General features: G+C 41.1%; 21 protein-coding genes. 15 read left to right on the top strand and 6 right to left on the bottom strand.

Features of this window, described 5'->3' with window-relative positions:
• Positions 1 to 218: 218 nt before the first annotated feature.
• The 10 genes from HY960_00565 to HY960_00520 all read left to right on the top strand — a co-directional run bounded on the left by HY960_00565 (position 219) and on the right by HY960_00520 (position 10,807).
• On the top strand, positions 219 to 773 hold the full coding sequence (locus tag HY960_00565; protein MBI5214224.1) for a methylated-DNA--[protein]-cysteine S-methyltransferase: 555 nt from the start codon (positions 219 to 221) through the stop codon (positions 771 to 773).
• Between the two features lie 120 nt (positions 774 to 893).
• Positions 894 to 3,110 (top strand): UvrD-helicase domain-containing protein, encoded by a 2,217-nt coding sequence (locus tag HY960_00560; GenBank protein ID MBI5214223.1) that lies wholly within the window; start codon positions 894 to 896, stop codon positions 3,108 to 3,110.
• Entirely contained in the window at positions 3,110 to 3,976 is an 867-nt protein-coding gene (locus tag HY960_00555; GenBank protein ID MBI5214222.1) for a YihY/virulence factor BrkB family protein, read from the top strand. The genes HY960_00560 and HY960_00555 overlap by 1 nt, the downstream gene beginning before the upstream one ends.
• A 4-nt stretch (positions 3,977 to 3,980) precedes the next feature.
• Complete coding sequence (locus tag HY960_00550) at positions 3,981 to 4,250, top strand: DUF2007 domain-containing protein (GenBank protein MBI5214221.1); 270 nt, start codon at positions 3,981 to 3,983, stop codon at positions 4,248 to 4,250.
• Positions 4,251 to 4,309: 59 nt separating this feature from the next.
• Positions 4,310 to 5,821: an amino acid permease gene (locus HY960_00545; protein ID MBI5214220.1), complete on the top strand. Its 1,512-nt coding sequence runs from the start codon at positions 4,310 to 4,312 to the stop codon at positions 5,819 to 5,821.
• Positions 5,822 to 5,896: 75 nt separating this feature from the next.
• Positions 5,897 to 6,433: a hypothetical protein gene (locus HY960_00540; protein MBI5214219.1), complete on the top strand. Its 537-nt coding sequence runs from the start codon at positions 5,897 to 5,899 to the stop codon at positions 6,431 to 6,433.
• A 54-nt stretch (positions 6,434 to 6,487) separates the two neighbouring features.
• Complete coding sequence (locus HY960_00535) at positions 6,488 to 7,129, top strand: hypothetical protein (protein MBI5214218.1); 642 nt, start codon at positions 6,488 to 6,490, stop codon at positions 7,127 to 7,129.
• Between the two features lie 247 nt (positions 7,130 to 7,376).
• Positions 7,377 to 10,010 (top strand): endonuclease, encoded by a 2,634-nt coding sequence (locus tag HY960_00530; GenBank protein ID MBI5214217.1) that lies wholly within the window; start codon positions 7,377 to 7,379, stop codon positions 10,008 to 10,010.
• Positions 10,011 to 10,076: 66 nt separating this feature from the next.
• Complete coding sequence (locus tag HY960_00525; protein MBI5214216.1) at positions 10,077 to 10,481, top strand: nucleotidyltransferase substrate binding protein; 405 nt, start codon at positions 10,077 to 10,079, stop codon at positions 10,479 to 10,481.
• Entirely contained in the window at positions 10,478 to 10,807 is a 330-nt protein-coding gene (locus HY960_00520) for a nucleotidyltransferase domain-containing protein (GenBank protein MBI5214215.1), read from the top strand. The genes HY960_00525 and HY960_00520 overlap by 4 nt, the downstream gene beginning before the upstream one ends.
• A gap of 11 nt (positions 10,808 to 10,818) precedes the next feature.
• Here the strand turns inward: HY960_00520 and HY960_00515 are convergent, their stop codons facing one another.
• The 6 genes from HY960_00515 to HY960_00490 form a co-directional block, all read right to left on the bottom strand.
• Positions 10,819 to 12,060 (bottom strand): metallophosphoesterase, encoded by a 1,242-nt coding sequence (locus tag HY960_00515; GenBank protein MBI5214214.1) that lies wholly within the window; start codon positions 12,058 to 12,060, stop codon positions 10,819 to 10,821.
• 119 nt (positions 12,061 to 12,179) lie between these two features.
• Positions 12,180 to 12,974: a class I SAM-dependent methyltransferase gene (locus HY960_00510; protein MBI5214213.1), complete on the bottom strand. Its 795-nt coding sequence runs from the start codon at positions 12,972 to 12,974 to the stop codon at positions 12,180 to 12,182.
• A gap of 18 nt (positions 12,975 to 12,992) precedes the next feature.
• Positions 12,993 to 14,384, bottom strand: a complete 1,392-nt coding sequence (locus HY960_00505; GenBank protein ID MBI5214212.1) for a B12-binding domain-containing radical SAM protein — start codon at positions 14,382 to 14,384, stop codon at positions 12,993 to 12,995.
• Positions 14,385 to 14,390: 6 nt separating this feature from the next.
• Entirely contained in the window at positions 14,391 to 15,095 is a 705-nt protein-coding gene (locus HY960_00500) for a hypothetical protein (protein ID MBI5214211.1), read from the bottom strand.
• Between the two features lie 12 nt (positions 15,096 to 15,107).
• Complete coding sequence (locus HY960_00495; protein MBI5214210.1) at positions 15,108 to 16,592, bottom strand: B12-binding domain-containing radical SAM protein; 1,485 nt, start codon at positions 16,590 to 16,592, stop codon at positions 15,108 to 15,110.
• A 178-nt stretch (positions 16,593 to 16,770) separates the two neighbouring features.
• Positions 16,771 to 17,679 carry a hypothetical protein gene (locus HY960_00490; GenBank protein MBI5214209.1) on the bottom strand — a complete coding sequence of 303 codons (909 nt, stop codon included), beginning with the start codon at positions 17,677 to 17,679 and terminating at the stop codon, positions 16,771 to 16,773.
• A gap of 157 nt (positions 17,680 to 17,836) precedes the next feature.
• Here HY960_00490 and HY960_00485 point away from each other — a divergent pair, with 157 nt between their 5' ends.
• The 5 genes from HY960_00485 to HY960_00465 all read left to right on the top strand — a co-directional run bounded on the left by HY960_00485 (position 17,837) and on the right by HY960_00465 (position 21,432).
• On the top strand, positions 17,837 to 18,610 hold the full coding sequence (locus tag HY960_00485) for a PASTA domain-containing protein (GenBank protein MBI5214208.1): 774 nt from the start codon (positions 17,837 to 17,839) through the stop codon (positions 18,608 to 18,610).
• A gap of 164 nt (positions 18,611 to 18,774) precedes the next feature.
• Positions 18,775 to 19,461, top strand: a complete 687-nt coding sequence (locus HY960_00480; GenBank protein MBI5214207.1) for a ribulose-phosphate 3-epimerase — start codon at positions 18,775 to 18,777, stop codon at positions 19,459 to 19,461.
• Positions 19,462 to 19,520: 59 nt separating this feature from the next.
• The gene (locus HY960_00475) at positions 19,521 to 19,754 is read left to right on the top strand and encodes a hypothetical protein (protein ID MBI5214206.1); all 234 of its coding nucleotides are present in this window, start codon (positions 19,521 to 19,523) and stop codon (positions 19,752 to 19,754) included.
• An 83-nt stretch (positions 19,755 to 19,837) separates the two neighbouring features.
• Positions 19,838 to 20,248 (top strand): Rrf2 family transcriptional regulator, encoded by a 411-nt coding sequence (locus HY960_00470; protein MBI5214205.1) that lies wholly within the window; start codon positions 19,838 to 19,840, stop codon positions 20,246 to 20,248.
• Positions 20,245 to 21,432, top strand: coding sequence for an IscS subfamily cysteine desulfurase (locus HY960_00465; protein MBI5214204.1), 1,188 nt, complete (start codon positions 20,245 to 20,247; stop codon positions 21,430 to 21,432). Before HY960_00470 ends, HY960_00465 begins: the two co-directional genes overlap by 4 nt.

Below are 21,432 nucleotides of genomic sequence, written 5' to 3'. Positions count from 1 at the left end.
GAAGAGTGTGTGGCTCTCGAAAAAAAATCTCTCCAATCATTTTTCAATTTTTATTTTTTGACTGATACAACCGGGGCAAACGGTTGTCTTGTTCTCCGTACTTTGAGCAAGAAATATTTACATGATTTTATCGCAGTTACAGTGTCTGCTAATTTATGGTTTCTGATACTCTCGTTGCAACCGAAGTTGCTCCACTATCCACGTTGATTCGAAAGAAGATGAAAGCAGAAAACAAAGAATTCGAATCTCCGTCAGTTCGTACAATCACGAAAGTGTTTTGTACTTCATTTGATTCCCGCATCGGGAAAATTTATGTTGCGTCAACAGAACAGGGAGTCTGTAAAATCAGTCTTCCGAAGGAAAACAGAAAAGATTTTATCAACTGGATTGATGAACATATTAATCTTGATGCTGTCATTGATAACCGTTCGAGAAACAAAGAAGTGATTGACCAACTCACGAGGTATTTCGACGGGAAACTTGCAAAGTTCAAACTCCAATACGATATGCTCGGAACGCCGTTTCAAATTCGTGTCTGGAAAGAATTAATGAAGATCGAGTACGGAACAACAATCTCCTACAAACAATTGGCAAAACGAGTAAAAGCGCCGCAAGCGTTTCAGGCAGTTGGTCGGGCGAATGCTACGAATCCACTGCCGATTGTTATTCCGTGTCATCGGGTTCTCGGTTCAAACGGTTCGCTCGTCGGTTATGGAGCAGGAATTAAGACAAAAGAATTTTTACTTCGCCTCGAAGGCGCAATTATGCTTTGATTGGTTTCAAAAACCAACAATGAAATTTTCAGACCGGACTATTGTTCGGTCTTTTTTTTGAAATTCTTCTTTGACAATTCATCACATTTGCCTATCATTGCACACACAAAATCGAACTCAATGACTTTTCTTCAAGAATTAAATCCGGTACAGCGAGATGCTGTAAAAGCGTTAGATGGTCCGGTCCTGATTGTTGCCGGTGCTGGAAGCGGTAAGACACGAGTCCTCACGTATCGCATTGCGCATTTGCTTTCCATCGGAGTCCCGGCGTACCAGATTCTCGCACTGACATTCACGAACAAAGCCGCAAACGAAATGAAGGAACGCATTCACAAAATTGTCGGAGAAAAAAGTCATTCGTTGTGGATGGGGACTTTCCATTCCGTCTTTGCAAGAATTCTCCGCTCCGAGTGTACGAAGATTGGCTTCGAGAAAAACTTTTCGATTTATGATGACAGCGATAGCGTCAGTCTCATCAAACGCATTATGAATTCGATGGGGATTTCGACTCAACAGTTCAATCCGAATGCGATTCAATCGTCCATTAGCAAAGCGAAGAACCAACTTGTAACGCCGGACGAGTTTGGCAGATATGCCGGTTCAATGTATGAAGAAAAAACAACGGTCATTTTTGCTGAGTATCAGAAGCAACTTCTTCAAAGCAATGCAATGGATTTTGATGATTTACTTCTCAAACCGATTACTCTCTTCCATCAGCATAGCGATGCTTTACAAAAATATCAGGACAGGTTTCGCTTCATTCTCGTTGATGAATATCAGGATACGAATCATGTTCAGTACATCTTACTGAAAACGCTTGCGGAGAAATACAAGAACATCTGTGTCGTTGGGGATGATGCACAGAGTATCTATGCGTTTCGGGGAGCCGATATCAGAAACATCCTCGATTTTCAAAAAGATTATCCGAACGCCAAAACGTTCCGGCTTGAACAGAATTACCGCTCGACAAAGTTTATTCTCGGAGCGGCTGACCGTCTTATCAAACATAATCAAGGACAAATTCACAAAACACTTTGGACAGACAACGACGAAGGCGACCCGATTCATGTCATTGAATGTGTTGATGACCGTGAAGAGGGAAGTCAGATTGTGAATCGGATTACGAACGATGCACAACGGTTCAAGTTAGATTTGAAACACTTTGCTGTGTTGTATCGAACGAATGCTCAGTCACGTTCCCTTGAAGATGCAATGAGAAAAAACAGTATTCCGTATGTCATCGTTGGCGGTGTGGCTTTTTATCAACGGAAAGAAATCAAAGATGTGCTTGCGTACTTTCGCGTAGTTGTTAATCCGCAAGACACGGAAAGTTTATTACGTGTCGTCAACTACCCTGTTCGGGGACTTGGTGATGTAGCGCTCGGGAACATCAAGGAGTTTGCAGTTCAGAATAATATTTCTTTGCTCGAAAGTGTTCATCGTTCAAAAGAGAATCTGAAACTAAGTCCTCGTGCTAAATCGGGAGCGAATCAATTTTCTCAGATGATTAAGAAATATACCGAACTCGAGAACGCAGTTTCGATGAGCGAATTCTCCCGTGCATTTGTTGATGAAATCGGTCTGCTGAAAATGTTTAAGGAAGAAGCAACACCGGAATCTATGGCTCGATGGGAAAATGTGCAGGAGTTGCTTTCGGCAATTTCAGAATATCAGGACGAACATCCGGAAGCAACATTCGAACAGTTTCTTGAAGAAGTTGCGCTCGTTTCTGATGTTGACCAATGGGAAGATAAACACAATGCGATTACGCTGATGACACTGCACAGCGCGAAAGGATTGGAGTTTCCCGTTGTTTTTGTTTCCGGACTTGAGGAAGGATTGCTTCCATTTTATTCTTCACAAGTTGAAGAAAATGAACTCGAAGAGGAGCGTCGGTTGTTGTATGTCGGTATTACGAGAGCGATGAAGAAACTTTATCTTACATACACCCGTAGTCGTTATCGTTTCGGTGATGTTACGTTTCAGTCTCCTTCCCGTTTTATTTCGGAAATTCAGGGGAAGGGTGTTGAAGCCTATAACTCATTCAAGCGATTTCATCAACGGAAAGACGAAAACAGTTATTCGCCATCGTACAAAAAGAAAAGCTATCAACAAGAACGAGAAATATTTGCGGACACGATGCCCGACTATGAGAGCATGAATGATGTTTCAAAAGGTTTGCGTGTCGGTAGCATCGTTGAGCATGAAGAGTTTGGTCGGGGAAGGACGTTGAGTATTTCCGGAAAAGGGGATATGATGAAAGCAGTTGTGTTGTTTGAAAGTGTCGGAGCGAAAAGTCTTATGGTAAAATATGCACGGCTATTGATTTTCTCCTGATGAAAATATTTCTGAACATACTGAAATCAATTTGGTACTACATCAAAGGAGTCTATCTTCGGTTCAAAGAGGAAGATATTCTCTTTATGGCTTCGGGTTTGTCGTTCAATGGCATTCTCTGTTTGATTCCGTTGCTGTTGTTGCTGACTTCATTGCTCGGCATTTTTCTCAGTTCCGATGAACTCGCATTGAAACAACTGAACGAAGTGTTGAACACAGCGTTTCCCTCCGAGCCATACGCGCTCACTATCAAAGAAACGATTCAACAAGTAATGGAAGACACGATGAATCATAAAACATCGTACGGTTTAATCGGGATGGGAATTTTACTGTGGACTGCAACATCGCTCTTCAGCGCGACGCGAACAATTCTAAACAGAATTTACCGAAGCAAATCATCCAAACTTGTCATCCTGACAATTCTTGAAGATTTGCTCTGGGTTGTCATCGTCGGTGTGTTGTTTATTGTGACAAGTATTTTCCCGTGGTTGATGTCGGTTGCCGAATCGCTTGTGCATGAAGTTCCATCCTTCGGCAGGATTGATTTGAAAGCAGTTTTGGATTTTGTCCCTTCTGCCGTTTCTATCTTTCTGACGTTCCTCATGTTTTTCATCCTGTACCGTTTTGTTCCCGATTATGGTGTAAACACGAAAACAGGAATCATTTCTGCCATTGCAACAACAATTATGTGGATTGGCGCCGGGAAACTGTTCGGATGGTATCTGGCACAGTTTCATTCGTTCACAAAATTATATGGAACATACGCGTTTATGCTTGTTTTCATCGTCTGGATTTATTATTCTTCTGTTGTCTTTATCGTTGGTGCGATAATGGGACAACTTTACAAAGAACAACCAAAGGAATAACACAATGGAAAACCACAACGAAGAACGGAATCTTGTTCCCATCGAAACATATTCCAGTCAAATGGATGCTCAACTTGCGCAAGCAACATTATCTGCCGCAGGAATTGAGTCGTTAATTTCAAGTGATGATGCTGGCGGAATGTTACAATACATGGACTATGTAAAAGGAGTAAAACTTTTTGTTGATGAAACAAATCTCGAAGAAGCCAAGACATTGCTCGAACAACAAGCAACTCCTGAAACAGACGAAGCACAACCTTCAGAATCTTTGTGAATCAACTTTGTGTTCTCCGCGTTTCTGCGGTTCAATTTCTTTTATCAATCTAATTTAACATGTTCAATCATATCTTTCGTACAAAAAGTCTCGATGCAATTCTCAAAGACACTGAAGAACCACAGCATCAATTAAAACGAACGCTTGGTGTTTTCGATTTGCTGATGCTTGGCATCGGCGCAATCATCGGCACGGGAATATTTGCAGTCGTCGGAACTGCCGCCGCCGGTGGCGCAGACCATCTCGGCGCCGGTCCCGGTGTGATGGTTTCTTTTTTGATTACTGCCGTTGCTTGTGCTTTTTGTGCGTTGTGTTATGCTGAGTTTGCTTCGATGGTTCCGATTTCAGGAAGCGCATATACTTATTCGTATGCAACACTCGGTGAACTTATTGCATGGATTATCGGCTGGGATTTGATTATCGAATACGCTATTGGAAATGTTGCCGTTGCAATTTCATGGGCGGCGTACTTTCATCAATTATTCGACGGCATGGGAGTTCATATTCCTGCATGGATTTCTGTTGACTATCGCTCGGCGGTTCAAGCGGCGAGTGCCGTTGCAATTGAGGGCGCACCGAATCCGGCAAACTCGCTGGCGTACGAAGCGTTTTTGAATCATCCCACATTTCTTGGAATTCCCATCGTATTCAATTTTCTGGCATTTACTATCGTCGGCTTCGTTACATGGATTCTTGTCATAGGAGTAAAAGAATCGGCACGAGTGAATAATCTTATGGTGATTCTGAAGATCGTCATTCTCTTTTTCTTCATCGGAGTTGGCGCGATGTATGTCAAGCCCGAAAACTGGTCTCCATTCTTTCCGAACGGATTGACAGGTGTGTGGACGGGAGCGAGTTTAATCTTCTTCGCCTTCATCGGGTTCGATGCAATTTCCACTGCGGCAGAAGAATGTAAAAATCCCGCGAAAGATATGCCGAGGGGAATTTTGTGGTCGCTGTTTATTTGCACATTGATTTATGTCGCTACAGCCGCCGTTCTTACCGGCATCATTCCGTGGAACCAACTTGGTGTTGCTGACCCGCTTGCCGCCGCGTTATCGTACCTGCAACTTGATTGGGCGGCGGGAATTGTTTCCTTCGGTGCAGTCGTGGCGATGACAGCCGTTCTCCTTGTCTTTCAACTTGGTCAGCCGAGAATATTTTTTGCCATGTCCCGCGATGGATTGCTGCCAAAAATATTTGCCAGAGTTCATCCGAAATATAAAACACCTCATGTTACAACAATTTGGACTGGAGTTGCTGTTGCAGTCTTTTCAAGTTTTGCCAATTTAAATGAGATTGTCGAACTCACAAATATCGGAACTCTCTTCGCATTCATGCTTGTTTGTCTCGGTGTGTTAATCTTAAGAAAAAAAGATCCGAACAGACGTCGCTCATTCAAAACGCCTTGGGTTCCGCTCGTACCGTTGCTCGGCATCGGAATGTGTTTATATTTGATGCTCGGTTTACCGTGGGTTACTTGGGCTCGGTTTGGAGTCTGGTTACTCATCGGAGCGGCGGTATATTTCTTCTATGGATTCCGGCACAGCAAACAAAAAGTAACAGCATAAGATTTTCAGTACAACGCTCGCATTCACATAACACGGAAGGGAAGAATATTCCCGACCACAACATGGAGAACTACAATGAAAAAATTCCTTCTTTTTCCATCAATGGTTCTTGTTCTTACAATAAATATTTTTGCCCAATCAGATTCGATTCATAAAACCACATTTGTCGAACGAAATTTGGGCGGACCACGTTTGGGCTTGACCTACATTGCCGACAACGGTGAATTAACTCAATCATTCAAGGGCAAAAACCTTGGAAGATTGATAAGTCAGTTTGGTTGGTTGTTTGAGTATCAGGTCATTCCGAAAAGCGAAGCGCCAACGTTTCTTGTACAATTCAGCGCGATGGTTTCCGGAGTTGAGCAGGGAGTGTTTTATCCAAACATTGCGCTTGTTATGGGACTTCGAACATTCGATGGATATGAACTTGGCTTGGGACCAAATATCATGCTTGGAAGCGGAATGATTTCGCACTCAGCGTTGATGGTTGGTATCGGCAAAAATTTTATGTACGGAGATGTCAACATCCCCGTCAATCTTTCCATCTCGACAAGCCCGAAAGGAACGAGAGTGAATTTTACGTTCGGGTATGCGATAGCAAAAGCGAAATGAATAAGATTTTCTAGTTAACATTATCAAAAAAATCAATTTCAAGAAAGGAGTAATATGAAATCCCTTAAGTTAATTGCAATATTTCTCTCTGTTCTTTGCTTTGTCGGTTCTTCTTCTGGGCAAACCGATACTACTCAAGGTTTAGATATGGAAGGGAAGTTAGCTTTGTCCTTCCAACTTGGAGGTTATTTGCAAATTTCATCGTTTGATGGTTCGTTACTATCAATAAAAAAGATGATCAATAATGAATCTGCTTGGCGCATGGGAATAGGTTTGAGTGGGAGTCATACAGAAGGCGAGGAAATACGATACTCGGATTATTCCGTTCAAGAAAATGATGATTCGAGGCTTAGTGTATATCTGACGTTATCAAAGCAGAATTATTTTAATAACAATGAGAAATTCCGTGGCTACTATGGAATAGGAGGACGAACTGATTATCAACATGCTTGGGGTACAGATGTAGAAGGCTACTCAAGAGAGACGATAAAATTTGGACCTTCAGGATATTTAGGGGTAGAATGGCTTGTCAATAGACAAATTAGTTTGACATGCGAGTACGGAGCGTATCTTTATTTTTCTTATTCACAATACAAAATATATGTTGTAAGTCTATCGAGAGAAGTTGTTACAAGAAACCGTATGATAGGGTTTTCAAATGATGGCGTAAAAGTAGGTGTGTCTGTTTATTTCTAAATAACAAAAGCAAAATAGGTTTAATCTGTGGAAGGTAACATAACGCAGGTCTTTGTCGTGTAGGATGGTTCCACAGATTTCGATAGCCATCCTACGTGTATACTCTACTTTTCAATTTGAAAAGGCAATCTGTCGCCCCCGCAGATCAGAACAAAGACAGGGGGCTTTATTTTTACTTGTCCTGCGCCATATTATTTCATTTCATTTATCATTATATTTCATTCAGAAATCATAACTGAACAACCGAATGAAATATTACCAGCAGATTACTTTTTCGCTCTTTCTCCTATTTTTCTTTGTTTTTGATGCAGATGCTCAGGTTTCACTTTCCGTGACATCTTTGAGTTTCGGCAACAAAAGTACAGCAAACACCGACAGTTTATCTTTTTGGATATGGAACAGCAACGATACTACTGTTTCCATAAACGATATTAATACGCACGACACGGTATTTTCTGTCCGGGATACACAGTTCACCATTCAAGCGCATGATAGTTCGCGTGTGTGGGTCTATTTTTATTCAAAGCATAATCTGAGTTATCAGGATGTAGGAGTTATAAAGGTATCAGGCACGCAAGGAGATTTGGCGCTCACTCTTTCCGGAACAAAACAGTATCCGGATACTTACTACAGTTCAACTCAAGGACTTTCAGGGGAGGCGCTGAAAACTGCATTGAGAAATCTTGTTATCAATCACACCAATCGGGGATACAATACAATACGAGATAAAATGTTTTTGGAAATTGACCCGGTAGGTGGTCAACTTGAATGTGTGTACACGGGCAGACAAATTCCAGTTACAACTCGCGATGATATGCAGACCAACGGCAATTTCAACACCGAGCATACATGGCCCCAATCAACATTCAGTCAACAAGAACCGGAACGTGCTGACATCAATCATCTCTTTCCTACAGATGAAACAGCGAATAATCAACGCAGTAATTATCCGTTTGATGTCGTCGTTTCAAATATTACTTGGTCGGTTGGCGGTTCTAAACTTGGGAGAAATGCAAGTAACACAATTGTGTTTGAACCACGCGATGTACATAAGGGCGACCTTTCACGTGCGATGCTTTACTTCATCATCCGCTACCAGAATTGGGCAATGTATTGGACGAATAGCGGTGTGAATCAGGAAGCGGTTTTCAGAAATTGGAACAAACAAGACCCTGTTTCGACAAAAGAAACCAATCGTAATAATGCAGTTGCTCAGTCGAGTGTGCAAGGAAAGCGCAATCCGTTTATTGACCATCCGGAATTCGTTGACCGCATTTCTGATTTTGATGGAACTGCAACTGTAACAGCTTCACCGCGACTTGTCATTCCATCAACACAAATTAATTTCGGAACGACACCGCAAAATGACACAACAAGTTTTCAATTAGCAGTTGTCAATGCCGGTTCGGCTTCGCTGACAATAACTTCTGCCGTTTCATCTGATTCTGCTTTTTCGATTTCATTTCCTTCATCAACAATTTCTGCCGATAGTTATTTGTATGCAACTGTTCGATTTATCCCAAGGCAAGGGAACCAGTCATATTCCGGAACGATTGTCGTAAACAGTTCTGATACGCAAACCGGGGCGATAACAATTAATGTCAACGGTAATTCAACGGCAACAAGTACAGCACGGATTTCCGGTCTTGTCTTCAATGATATTGATGGAAATGGAACGAAAGATGAGACTGATGGAGTATTAGAGAATTGGAGCATCTATCTTTCAGGTGCTGCAAGTGAAACGACGCTGACCGATGTGAACGGGAATTATTTGTTCACTGAACTTCCGGCTGGAACATATTCCGTTCGAGAAGAACAGCGTGCAGGTTGGGATAGAACGTTACCCGTGACAGATTCCTACTCGATTGTGTTAGGAATAGGTCAAGATACAAGTGGGTTTGATTTCGGGAATAAACTTCAATCATTTATCATCGTTGCAACAGCAAGTACAGGCGGTAATATTTCTCCGTCGGATACGGTAACAATCAATTACGGTGATGACCAACAATTTACCATTACGCCGAACAAAGGCTATCAACTCGATAGTCTTCTCGTTGATGAATCCAACGTAGATTCGCTCGATAGTTTTACATTTACAAATGTAACCTCGAATCATTCCATCGCCGCGTATTTCTCGGCAATTATTCCAACAATCTCCGGGATGAAATTTAATGACACGAACGCGAACGGCGTGTTGGATGGTAATGAAAGCGGATTGGAGAATTGGAGTATCGTTTTATCCGGCGCTATGAATGACACGACTCAAACGGATTCATTGGGTAACTATTCATTTACAAACCTGATTGAAGGGAAGTATCTTGTCAGCGAAGTTCAGCAAGTCGGATGGAACCAAACAACAACCAATCCTGATTCAATTACAATCGGACCATACACCGTTCAAACCGGAATTAATTTCGGAAATGTGTTCGGCGTTGATTGTATTTTTTCGGCAGGATGGAATATGATTTCGAATCCATTATATCCATCACGAAGAGTTGCTGTCGTTTTGCCCGAAGGTTCGCCTGCCTACGGATTTTTCAACGGATATATTCAGTCAGAAACATTGTTCGTAGGTTATGGATACTGGAAAAAATTTCCCGTTGCTGATTCTGTCAGAATATTTGGAGACGCTGTTTCAAGGGATTCAATTGAGGTAGATGCCGGATGGAATTTGATAGGTATGATTAGTTCTGCTGTTCCGCCTGTTTGCATTCAACCGATAGGAACAACAATTGAATCTCCTTTTTATCAGTTTGATTCCGGCTATATCGAATCTGATGTTCTTCAGCCTTGTAAGGCATATTGGGTGAAAGTTTCTCAGGCAGGGCAACTGTTGTTGGATGTCAATTGTACAACAAACAATATTATACAGAAGAAGTAAACTTATTGGGGATTTCAAAATGTCTTCGTAATTTCATGGCATAATTCAACATATCCATAGATAAAAATGAAGAACCAAGACATACGATGGCAACAACGCCTGAATAACTTTGAGAAAGCGCTTGGGCATCTGGAAGATGCACTGAATATTTCACAGCCGGATATAATTCAAAAAGCCGGTTTGATTCAGTTCTTTGAAATGAGCTTTGAACTCGCATGGAATACTCTCAAGGATTATCTTGAAGAACAAGGATTCGCGGATGTTAAAACTCCCAGAGCAGCAATCAAAAAAGGATTTGAAATAGGGTTGATTCAGGACGGAAGAAGTTGGCTACAATTATTAGAGAACAGAAACCTTACTTCACATGCGTACGACGAGAGAGCCGCAACAGAAATTGAAATGAGCATCCGCCAAAACTATTTTGCATTGCTATTATCCCTCTTCAATTCATTGAAAGCCTTACAACCGTGAACGTAGACGTTGGATTGTCGGAACAGGATACTTCCAATATTCTTGAAGTGTTAGAGCAATTTCCAGAAGTTGATGAAGCGGTTATTTACGGAAGCAGAGCAAAAGGAAATTATCGTTCCGGTAGTGATGTCGACATTGCATTAAAGGGAAATCAACTTACTTACAATACGATAGTTTCAATTAGTTTTCAACTTAACGAAGACACGCTCTTGCCTTATCATTTTGATGTAACAGATTATAGTAAAATCAGCAACTCAGATTTACGTGAACATATTGATCGGGTTGGAAAAAAATTCTATAGTAGGCAGAATCAGAAATCAAGGTAGAGTCTATTAGCTTATGCACTTGCGAGTGTAATCTTCGTAATCTCAGGGGGACAATTCAATCTTACTGGAATTCCCACCGTTCCCAATCCTCTGTTCACATATAATTTTGAATCGCCGAGTGCATAGAGACCTGACACGTAAGGAGAAGCCATTCGTGCGGGTGAGATAACATTGTTACTTGAGCGGAAGAAGACGACCTGTCCTCCGTGAGTATGCCCACTGAACGTAACATCAATTCCTCGTTCCTTGGCAACTTCAAAGAAATAGGGGCGATGACACATCAGAATCTTTGAACCGGGCTTGTCTACATTCCGCATTGCCTGTGTGATGGCAAAGTCGGCTTGCTTGTTCGTTCCGATGTCATCAACACCGAGAAGGTATAACAACTCGCCATTCATTTCGATCTTCACACTGTTGTTTCTGAGTAGAGTGATTCCGCATGAATTGATTTCATGTGCAACTTTCGTTACCTCTCGCGTATAAAAGTCGTGGTTGCCAAGACAGCCATACACTCCATGCTTTGCTTTCAACACAGAAAATGCTTCTGCAAAAGGATACACTTCATCCAATTGCATCGTGACAAAATCGCCGGTTGCCAAAATCAAATCGGATTCCAAGGAGTTAACAATCTCCGCGTATTCTTTCATCCGCTCTTTCGACATAAACACACTTGAATGAACATCGCTGATGAGTGTTATGGTAAATCCATTGAACACGTTGGGAAGATTTTTTATTGAAATTGTCTCGTTGACAATTTCATAACTGTTACGACGTAGTGTTCCGTACATCGCGCCTGTAAATGTTGCTCCTGAAAGTACGACGATTCCTCGTTGCAGAAACAACCGTCTATCTGAACTATATGGAAATTTTGTGTGCTCAGCAGGTAAATCTTCTGATTGTACGTTCTTGATTTTCCGTTTAAGCCAAACAGTTGAAACAATCGGAAGTTTGAGCAATTTCCCAATCATCAAAAACAGAAAAATAAAAAATGTCGAGGCATGCCAGATGTAAAACGGCATGACCCCGAAATAAATAAACCAGTAGGGTAAAGTTGAAAGTTGAGGTCTCCAAATAGCTATAGCAAGCAACGGTAAATTGAAAACGAAGAACAACGATGTAGCAAGGTTCACTTGCCATCGCTTCGTTTTCTTTTCAATAAAATACCGTCTCACCCGTTTGAACAAATACAGTTGTTCGAGGAGGAAGATGCTGATAAAAAGTAAACTAAATAAAACAGTCGTCCAATGATTCATTTAAAAAATAGATTGCTTTGTTTTTATTGCCGTCAGATTGAACTGATGGAATAGATGGTAATTGATTCTGTAAACTTGTTGTATAAATTAACGCACAACCGCTCATTCAAGTTTCAAACTCATTTTCGCTTGGCGACAACGAGAACGTGGTCGCCTAACAGGTAGAAAGGAGAACGGTGTGTAATTTTATCGTCCAAAGTAAGCAGGAATTTTGTTAATGACTCGTGTTTGAAAATAAACGCTCGTGAATTCGGATTTGGTGAGAAGACATTAATGCCGAAAATATTTTCAACCGAAAAATAGGGGGGCAATATTCGAATAAATTCACCAACCGAGTAATACCAAACGTGAACAGAAGTCTTACCAAGTCTCGCGTCGATTCCTTCTTTCTGAAATCTACGGAATGCAGATTTGAATTTTCCTCGAATTGCGAACGAAACAATTTCCCATGGGTAGACTCTGTTAATCAAACATGCGACAAAATATTTTTCTGGTTTAATCAATGTAGCGACATTGGAAATCACGCTCAACAATTCTTTATTACAATTCAATCCGCCGAAGTTCGAGAGCGCTCCGTCAAACTGTTTGCCATTCAATGTATTCAAGTCTTCATTGTTGATATTCAGAAACGTAAGCGCATGAGAAACAATACTATTATCGGCTTTTCTCTGAGCAACCTCCAGCATTTTCGATGAAGCGTCAAGACCGGTTACTCGTATTCCGTTGCGCGCAAGGTACAATGCATCCGTTCCGGTTCCGCAATTCAATTCAAGAATATGCTCAGAGGGTTTGAATCGCTTGAGTAACTCTTTCCAAATGACAGAGCGGATGTGTTGCGTTACCCAATGTTCTTCAAACTCTTTATCATACTCACGCGCAATCTCATCAAACGGACTCGATTGTATTTCGTTCATGTGAAGCATTATGAAACTCTACGAGCCGTTGGTGGAATCTTTTGTCAGTTCCATCCCAATACGTGCCGCTTTTGCTTTAAGGAATGTTACAGCACGTTTCATTTGATTTGCATTTCCGTCCAAACTCATTTTGTACTGTTCGACTTCATTCACCATGTAACGGTTTGCAAACCAATAAAATCTGTCCGAAAATCTTCCCCGAAGTTTCAACTGACGGTCAGTTCCTGTCTCCCAATCTCCTGTAACTTTTATGTTCGCTTCCGATTGTTCATAAAACTCTGTTCCTTTGATTGGATAAGCAACCGTTGTCAGATAAATATCAGGGTTTGATTGTTTCAAATGCTCGACTGTTTCTTCAATGTCGGAAATATCTTCTCCCGGATAACCGAGCATCACAAAAAGTCCTGCCTGAATTCCATATTTCTGTGCCTGCTTCGTTATCGTTTGAATTTCCTCTTTTGTAACTTTCCGTTGCATTGCATCAAGAATCTTTTGTGAACCGCTCTCCGAGCCGTACCAAATTCTGAACGAACCGAGTTCAGCCATTTTCTGTAAGATGTCCTCGCTTAGTCTGTCGGCACGGGAGATACACTCAAACGGAATTTTGATGTTCCGTCGTTTCATCTCTTCATAAAATTCATAAAACCATTTGTGTTGGATTGTGAAGACGTCATCAGCAAACCAGAGCATATCCGGCTTGTATGTTTCGCGAATCAGTTCAATTTCATCAACGACATTCTTTACAGAACGACGGCGATGCGATTCACCAAACACAGAACGACTGCACCATGTGCAGGTGAACGGACAACCGCGCGCGCAAATCAACGAGACCGAGCCCATGCCATGATGAGTTTTCCACGTGTTTACATATTGGAATACATCAATCGCATTCCGGTCGGGAAGAGGAAGCATGTCGAGGTTTTTGATGAGCGGACGCGATGGAGTTCGGACTATCTCTCCCGAATCATTTTTGAATACTATTCCGGCGACATGTTCAAGCGAAGTATTTTTTGTTAATGCAGGAAGAAGTTCTGCCATTGTTTCTTCTCCTTCACCAATGACGGCAACATCTGCGCCGAAGCGAACATAGTTTTCTGCATACTCCGGAACATCAGGACCGCCGACGATAACTTTGCAACCGTTTGCTTTGCAATGTTTGATTTGCTCCAACACATTCAACTTCGTCATCAGGTTCACATAGATTCCCACAATGCCCGGTCGTTGCTGTGAAATGTACGAACTGAAATCAGTTTTCATCTTGAACGTTGTGTCGTACACGGAAACGTCAAATCCCTTCGACTTCAAATACGAAGAGATGTACAATATCCCAAGCGGCGGATACGGTTTCATGATTCGCCGTTCCGCTTCGTCTTCGTTCAGGAAGTAGCCGTGTGTGAGGAGGATGTCCATATATTATTAGCATCCGCCTTTACGAATGGAAGCCACTTTTTCAACTAACTTACCTTCCTTAGCTTGCGAAGAAAGAAATAACGTTGGTTCTCTAAGATTGTAATGATTAGCGATGTCTATGAGTAGGTCTAATTTTCCATCTCTGTCTAAATCACCTGCCCACAATATTTTTGGTGGCCCGTCATCATCGAGAAATCTAAAATAAGTTAAAGTGTCAAGGGTAGCATTAATATTTAGTAGTAAAAAAACATCTTTAGTAATGGTATGTCCATCTTCAATAACTTTCTTTTTAACGTTTCTCAAATAATATCTATCAGAATCATTCATGTTTATGGTTACAACATCAAAGTTAGCAAGTGATAAATCTCCTGAGAATAGAGTTTTTATGGAACCCCGTTTGAATAAATCTCCTTTCAAAAAAAATATTGGTTGTGTATTAGAAAGAGAAGAAACAAATTTTCCTGTTTTCTGATTACCCGTGTCAAGTATGATATCAACAGTGAACTCAACTTGTATTACACATTTATCCAAACTATGTCCATCTGATGTACTAAATAAACCGAACCATTCTTCTCCTGAAACTGCCTGTATTTCGTTCCCATGATATTGTCCTGTAAATAGAATTCTAATTCCCGAATCTTCTGTACCGGAATCTGTCTGAAAACCACAGAATAAAACAACAATCATCAAACCAATCAATAATTTATTCATAGGTAATTCCCTTTAACTTTTGTCTGAATTATTTGAGTGAGTCACTAAACTATTCAATTTTGTCTCTAAAGAAGGCAACGTAACAGAATGATATGCCATTGCCGCAAGTTGCCGTACATTCCTTTTTGAAATCTCCAACGGATTGTTCAAAACACGATGAAGTATTTCTTTTCCCTGCCAAATCCGAAATCGCTTGTGAGTAATTTTATGAAGCGCACGATAAAAGTCAGGATGAAATTCTCCGGGAAACATCAGATCGAGGTCTTGACTTTCAACCCAATTCTTCTTTTCGCCGAGTTGATTTTTTACTCGCTCATAAAACTTCGTTCCGGGAAGCGGGTAGGAGACCGAAATTCCGATTTCATCCGGCAGGCAATCTTTCACCATCTGCAACGTCTTCTCAATATCTTCACGCGTTTCTCCCGGATAACCGTACTGCAGAAAAAATCCAACTCGAATATTATGCGCTTTCATTCGTCTCGTTGAATCATAAATCTGTTCGACCGTAGTTCCTTTGTCCATCGCATCAAGAATCTTTTGTGAACCGGATTCAGCGCCAATCCAAACTGTTTGGCAACCGGCTTTTGCAAGATGCTCGACAGCGTTTTCTTTCAGAAGTAAATCAGCGCGGCTTAAACATTTGAATGGAATAGTTGCGTTTTTCTGCTGAACGACTTCCGAGAAGCGCGGAACCCAGCCCGGCTTCAAACCGAAAATATCATCGCAGAACCAGAGATGGTCAGGCTGAAAATCTTTCTTCACAGCCAACATTTCTTCAACAACATTTTCCGGACTGCGTGTGTTGTACACTTGACCGTAAATTGGTTTTGCACACCAGTTGCAGTGAAACGGACAACCGCGCGTTGTCACCATGTTCAAGCTGAAATATCCGTGATGTTGCTTCCAGAGTTTTCTGTACTTTTCATTGTCAACTAAGTGACGAGCCGGGAAGGGGAGCGAATCTAATTCGTGCATGACTCCGCGCTTCGCGTTGTGATTCGTTATTCCATCCTGACGATAAGACAATCCTGCAATCGAATCAATTTGTTTGTTTGAAGGATGTTCAAGAAACTCTATCAACTCGCCGAGTGATTGTTCTCCTTCTCCAACAATAATATAATCCGCTCCATGTCCGATATATTCATCAACATGGTCAGCCGCATCAGAGCCATGAACGACAACTTTGCAACCGAATTGCTTAGCAATCCGACTCATCTCAAACGCCGCAGAGCGCATTCGACTCAAACACATCTTTGTCAGGTAATTAAAATCATCATCATAAATGATGACAACATCGGGTTTGTGTTTTTCAAGTTGTCGAATGATTTCCTGTTCACTTTCTGCAAGCATCGCATCAAAGAACGTCGGCGTGTATCCTTTCGTTTGAAGATAGGAAGCCGCGTACAACGTCCCGAGCGGAGAGTAGGGCATCATTGCCTTGTACTCTTTCGGGTCGAGTCGGAGAAAATAGGAATGTGTGAAAAGAACGGACAACATGATTATGGTTAAATTTCAAATATCGAAAATCTAATCTCTAAACAAATACGAAATCCGAAGCCAACAATATTTGTCTCATAATTTGGAAAATCTGTTTTGAACATTCTATATTAAAATTTGTTTTGTAATTAGATATTAGGATTTCGGATTTCGAGAGCAAAATGTTTTCTTGAGCAAATTAAATAAGATTGTGTGTTTTCAGTTTCTCTTCATATTCTTTTTCAATACGGTCGGAAAAATTGCCGATGAACGCCCGCGATTCATTCGGTGTGCAACGGAACAACCGTTCGTGAATAGTGTTTTCAAACATGTTGTATCGTTTCTCCCAGACACGTTTCATTTTATCCATTAAGTATAAATCGAAAGTATCGAGCCAATCGCCCTGAAGGAAAAATTCAAACACTTTCTGCAATAATCCGGGAGTTTCAAATGTTGGTTCGGAAGTCAAACCGAAAACAGAATAATTCGGAAAATATGTTTTAATCCAACCGTTACTGTTGATGTATTTCAGAAACAAAGGGAAATTGTATAGCGGTTTCAAATGTGCTATTTCCGTAGCACTGTAATAACTTCGTTCAGGAAGTTCGAATTGCTGTTCCGTAACAAAGTAATTCAAGCAAAAGTACTTTTTGTTATTGAATAAAAAAATTTTCTTTAAGAGAATTAGTACAGACCTCGTAAACCAAAGGCGATTTGGCGCTGTAACAATAACATAATCAATATCGCTCCCTTTCGTTGCTACATTCTTAGATAACTCGCCCGAAAGAAACACTCCTCGCACGAACGGAAATTGTTTGACGATGAAAGTAAAGAATTTAGCAAGTCGCAACATTCGTTTTGCAGATTGTTCCTTCTCCATTCTTAAGAGTGAAAAGTCTTCATCGCCGTTATTCAGATAATAAAAACCAAATGATTCTTTCAACTTTTCTTCAAGAACGAGTGCCGCTAATTTTGATTTGAACTCTTCGAACGTTAAGGAGTTTGTCGGAAATAGAACAAACAATTCTTTTGCTGTAAGCGGATAGCGAAATATCTCGTAGTACAGTAGGGTACGAGCAAGGTCTTGTTCAAAATTGGTCGAAAACATTTGAGTCAAAGATAGAACAAAATGAAATGATTGCAAAAAATCAGTCTTAAGTGGAGTCCACCTGCAGATGTACTCCACTTTAACCACTTCAAACCCTGTTGTGTTTGTACAAGCAAACTCCATTTTCTATATTTGGTCGCACAATAACAGACTGAGATTGAAAAAGATAAAAGAAATTATTACCAAACAAAGAATTAAAAAAGCGCTTCTCATATTCGCTTTGTTTCTTACATTCTTTTTTCTCTTTAATGAGTTGTTGATGCCCTGGTATGTCGGTCAGCGAGAGGAGGTCATGGTTCCCTCGGTGATTGGCAAGCCGAAAGATGAAGCGATTAACATACTTACCACTGCCGGACTTGACCCCCGTGAAGGGGATGTTCTTAATGACCCGCAATATCCGCTCGGTTCGGTCATCAGTCAAAATCCTCTCGAAGGAAAATTTGTCCGAAAAAATCGTCGTGTGTATTTAACGTTGAGCGGTGGCGAACGACACGTTACTGTTCCCAATCTTCGGGGGAGAACTTTTCGCGATGCAAAATTTCAACTTGAAAGTGTGGGGTTGAAATTGGGAGAAGTAGTTCGTCAAGGTTCTGACGAATACCCGGAGAATACTGTTATTAATCAGTCTATTTCTCCTCGTCAAAGTATCAAACGAGGAAAACATATTTCACTTATCGTTAGTCGCGGGCGTCTCTCAGAAAAAATTGCCGTGCCGGATTTGGTAAACAAAACCTTAACCGAGGCGACGGAAGTTCTCACTACGCTTGGACTAATTGTTGGAAAGGTAACATACCAATCTCTCCCTGATGTTTTACCTAACACTATCGTTGACCAATTTCCCCGTGCTGGTGAAATGGTTCGGCTTGATGAAGCAATTGATTTATTTGTCGCTCAGGAAAGTACAAAGCAAGCAGAAGGAGAGGAAAATTAATTGACGATTGCAGATTTCATCATCGGTTTACGTTATCTTTATTCGTTACTTGTTACTCGTTCATATGTTGTCAATAAACTAATTCGCATTTGACAATTCGCTCTACGAGCCGTAGGCTATTCGAAATCAGTCTCAATCGTCAATGACACAATCATAAATTTTCAATGAAAATCAATCCGCAATCAGCAATTCGTAAACCGAAATCAATCATAGTGGCTCCTTCACTTCTCTCAGCCGATTTCCGTCATCTCGAAAAGCAAATCCGGTTGGTCGAAAAAGGCGGAGCCGATTGGCTTCATCTTGATATTATGGATGGACATTTCGTTCCCAACATAACATTCGGACCGATGCTGGTAAAAACAGTCAGCTCGATTTCCAAACTTCCGCTTGACACTCATTTGATGATTGAAAAACCCGAACGATATATCGAAGCATTCAAGCAGGCAGGTAGCGATATTCTCACAGTTCATGTCGAAACATGTCCACATCTGCATCGGACAATTCAGCAGATTAAATCATTTGGGATGAAAGCAGGTGTTGCGCTCAATCCATCTACCTCAGCCAAAGCGATTGAAGAAATCATTGAAGATGTAGATTTGGTTCTTGTCATGACAGTCAATCCGGGTTTTGGAGGGCAGAAATTTATCGCCTCAATGTTAAAGAAGGTGGAGAGAGTTTCTTCGATGATGAAATCATCAAGACAGTACTTAGAAGTTGATGGCGGCGTTGATTCTACCACGGCACCTGCATTAATTAAAGCCGGTGCAAATGTATTAGTTTCCGGAAATGCTATTTTCTCTCAGAAGGATATTCCTCAGGCGGTCAATCTCATTAAGAGAATTCCCACATAAGTTTTTTTTCATTCTGAAAATGTTTATATTCTAACCGTATTTAGAGAAAGATAAGGAGATTGATTACGAAAAATATCCCTCGACAGATGATTTCTGTGAAAAACCGAGCCAAAGTATTAGGAATCATCATTACGAGTTGTCCATCATGCGGTAACCCGATAAATTTTGATAGACAAGGCTCGAAGGTGTGTGCATATTGCGAAGAGTTAGTTCACATTGACCTCGACAAAGTAGAAGTGATGTTGCACGGACCTGTCCTTGAAAACAAGAAATTAAAAATTAGTGTAAATTAAACATAAGTCTCCTTTAAAGATTCCGCAAACGCGGAATCTTTTTTGGACATAAAACGGACAAAATTAGTCGTATTTAGAAAACAGTGTTTCAGTTATCAAAGCGTGTAGAATATGGGTTGATTGCAATTCGCCACATGGCGAAGGGTCAATCAGGACAAATTTTTACTGCGAAAGAAATTTCCGAGCGGTATAACTTGCCGTACGACCTGCTTGCCAAAGTTATGCAGAAGTTGGCAAAGCGGGGATTTATTTCTTCGTACCAAGGTGTGCGTGGCGGCTACACGTTTTCCAAAAATCCATCTTCGATGACGATTGCTTCAATCATTGATGCGATTGAAGATAAACCGCTGGTTGCACTCATGCAATGCGAAATTGAAGCGCCGGAGAATTGTATCATTCACGGAATGTGCACCATCAAAGACCCGTTGATGAAATTGCAAGGAAACATCAATAAGATGATTTCCGAAATGACAGTGATGGAGTTAGTGGTATGAAAACTCCAATCTACATGGACTATCATGCAACAACGCCGGTGGATAAACGAGTGCTTGATGCGATGCTTCCGTATTTTTCTGAGAAGTTTGGAAACGCGGCAAGTCGTCAATACAGTTTTGGTTGGATTGCCGATGAAGCGGTGGAATCATCTAGAGCGATGATTGCCAAACTCATTGGTGCGCAGACGAGAGAAGTTGTCTTCACAAGTTCTTCAACTGAATCAAACAATCTTGCTATAAAAGGAATTGCAGAAGCGTGGAGACAGAAGGGGAATCATATCATCACTGTTCAAACTGAGCATAAATCTGTCTTAGATGTTTGCAAGCGATTAGAAAAATATGGTTTTGAAGTAACATATCTTCCTGTTGATAGTGATGGAGTCCTTGATTTACAACAATTATTCGACACATTCACACCGAAAACTATTTTAGTTTCCGTTATGACTGCCAATAACGAAATTGGAGTTATTCAGCAGATCACAGAAATCGGGAAAATGTGCAGACAAAAAAATGTGTTCTTCCATACTGATGCGACGCAGGCAATAGGTTATCTGAACATGAATGTTGAGAAGATGAATGTTGATTTGATGTCGTTCAACGCACACAAGATTTACGGACCGAAAGGAATTGGCGCGTTGTATGTTCGCAATGCAAATCCGAAAGTGAAACTTGCAATGCAAATGGATGGTGGCGGACATGAACGAGGAATGCGCTCAGGAACTTTGAACGTTCCGGGAATCGTCGGGCTTGCTAAAGCGATGGAACTTTGCTCTATCGAACGAGAAGTGGAAGTTGGCAGATTGAGTTTCTTGCGAGATAAAATGTACACAACATTCAAAAGCGAACTTGAAGAAGTGTATCTCAATGGTTCTCACGAACAACGACTACCACACAACCTCAATCTAAGTTTTTTACATGTTGATAATAACGCCTTGATGATGAGCATGAAGGACGTTGCATTATCAACCGGCGCCGCGTGTAGCACTGCCGACCCCGAACCTTCTCATGTACTCAAAGCGCTTCATCTCCCGAACGAGCAACTTCATTCAGCGGTTCGATTTAGTTTGGGAAGATTTACTACAGATGAAGAAGTTGATTACGTCATACATCGAACAATCGAAAATGTGCAAAAGTTGAGAAAATTATCTCCGCATTATCACAAATTTGCTGAAACAACTATCTGA

The organism is Ignavibacteriota bacterium, assembly GCA_016212665.1.
Lineage (GTDB): Bacteria > Bacteroidota > Ignavibacteria > UBA10030 > SZUA-254 > FW602-bin19.
Note: the sequence above shows the minus strand (reverse complement) of the source record. Positions and strands in the feature narration are given on the sequence as shown.

Excerpts from the sequence above, each read along its gene's own strand:
- HY960_00565 (MBI5214224.1), top strand. The coding sequence starts at position 219 with ATGAAAGCAGAAAACAAAGAATTCGAATCTCCGTCAGTTCGTACAATC.
- HY960_00560 (MBI5214223.1), top strand. The coding sequence starts at position 894 with ATGACTTTTCTTCAAGAATTAAATCCGGTACAGCGAGATGCTGTAAAA.
- HY960_00555 (MBI5214222.1), top strand. The coding sequence starts at position 3,110 with ATGAAAATATTTCTGAACATACTGAAATCAATTTGGTACTACATCAAA.
- HY960_00550 (MBI5214221.1), top strand. The coding sequence starts at position 3,981 with ATGGAAAACCACAACGAAGAACGGAATCTTGTTCCCATCGAAACATAT.
- HY960_00545 (MBI5214220.1), top strand. The coding sequence starts at position 4,310 with ATGTTCAATCATATCTTTCGTACAAAAAGTCTCGATGCAATTCTCAAA.
- HY960_00540 (MBI5214219.1), top strand. The coding sequence starts at position 5,897 with ATGAAAAAATTCCTTCTTTTTCCATCAATGGTTCTTGTTCTTACAATA.
- HY960_00535 (MBI5214218.1), top strand. The coding sequence starts at position 6,488 with ATGAAATCCCTTAAGTTAATTGCAATATTTCTCTCTGTTCTTTGCTTT.
- HY960_00530 (MBI5214217.1), top strand. The coding sequence starts at position 7,377 with ATGAAATATTACCAGCAGATTACTTTTTCGCTCTTTCTCCTATTTTTC.
- HY960_00525 (MBI5214216.1), top strand. The coding sequence starts at position 10,077 with ATGAAGAACCAAGACATACGATGGCAACAACGCCTGAATAACTTTGAG.
- HY960_00515 (MBI5214214.1), bottom strand. The coding sequence starts at position 12,060 with ATGAATCATTGGACGACTGTTTTATTTAGTTTACTTTTTATCAGCATC.
- HY960_00510 (MBI5214213.1), bottom strand. The coding sequence starts at position 12,974 with ATGAACGAAATACAATCGAGTCCGTTTGATGAGATTGCGCGTGAGTAT.
- HY960_00505 (MBI5214212.1), bottom strand. The coding sequence starts at position 14,384 with ATGGACATCCTCCTCACACACGGCTACTTCCTGAACGAAGACGAAGCG.
- HY960_00500 (MBI5214211.1), bottom strand. The coding sequence starts at position 15,095 with ATGAATAAATTATTGATTGGTTTGATGATTGTTGTTTTATTCTGTGGT.
- HY960_00495 (MBI5214210.1), bottom strand. The coding sequence starts at position 16,592 with ATGTTGTCCGTTCTTTTCACACATTCCTATTTTCTCCGACTCGACCCG.
- HY960_00490 (MBI5214209.1), bottom strand. The coding sequence starts at position 17,679 with ATGTTTTCGACCAATTTTGAACAAGACCTTGCTCGTACCCTACTGTAC.
- HY960_00480 (MBI5214207.1), top strand. The coding sequence starts at position 18,775 with ATGAAAATCAATCCGCAATCAGCAATTCGTAAACCGAAATCAATCATA.
- HY960_00465 (MBI5214204.1), top strand. The coding sequence starts at position 20,245 with ATGAAAACTCCAATCTACATGGACTATCATGCAACAACGCCGGTGGAT.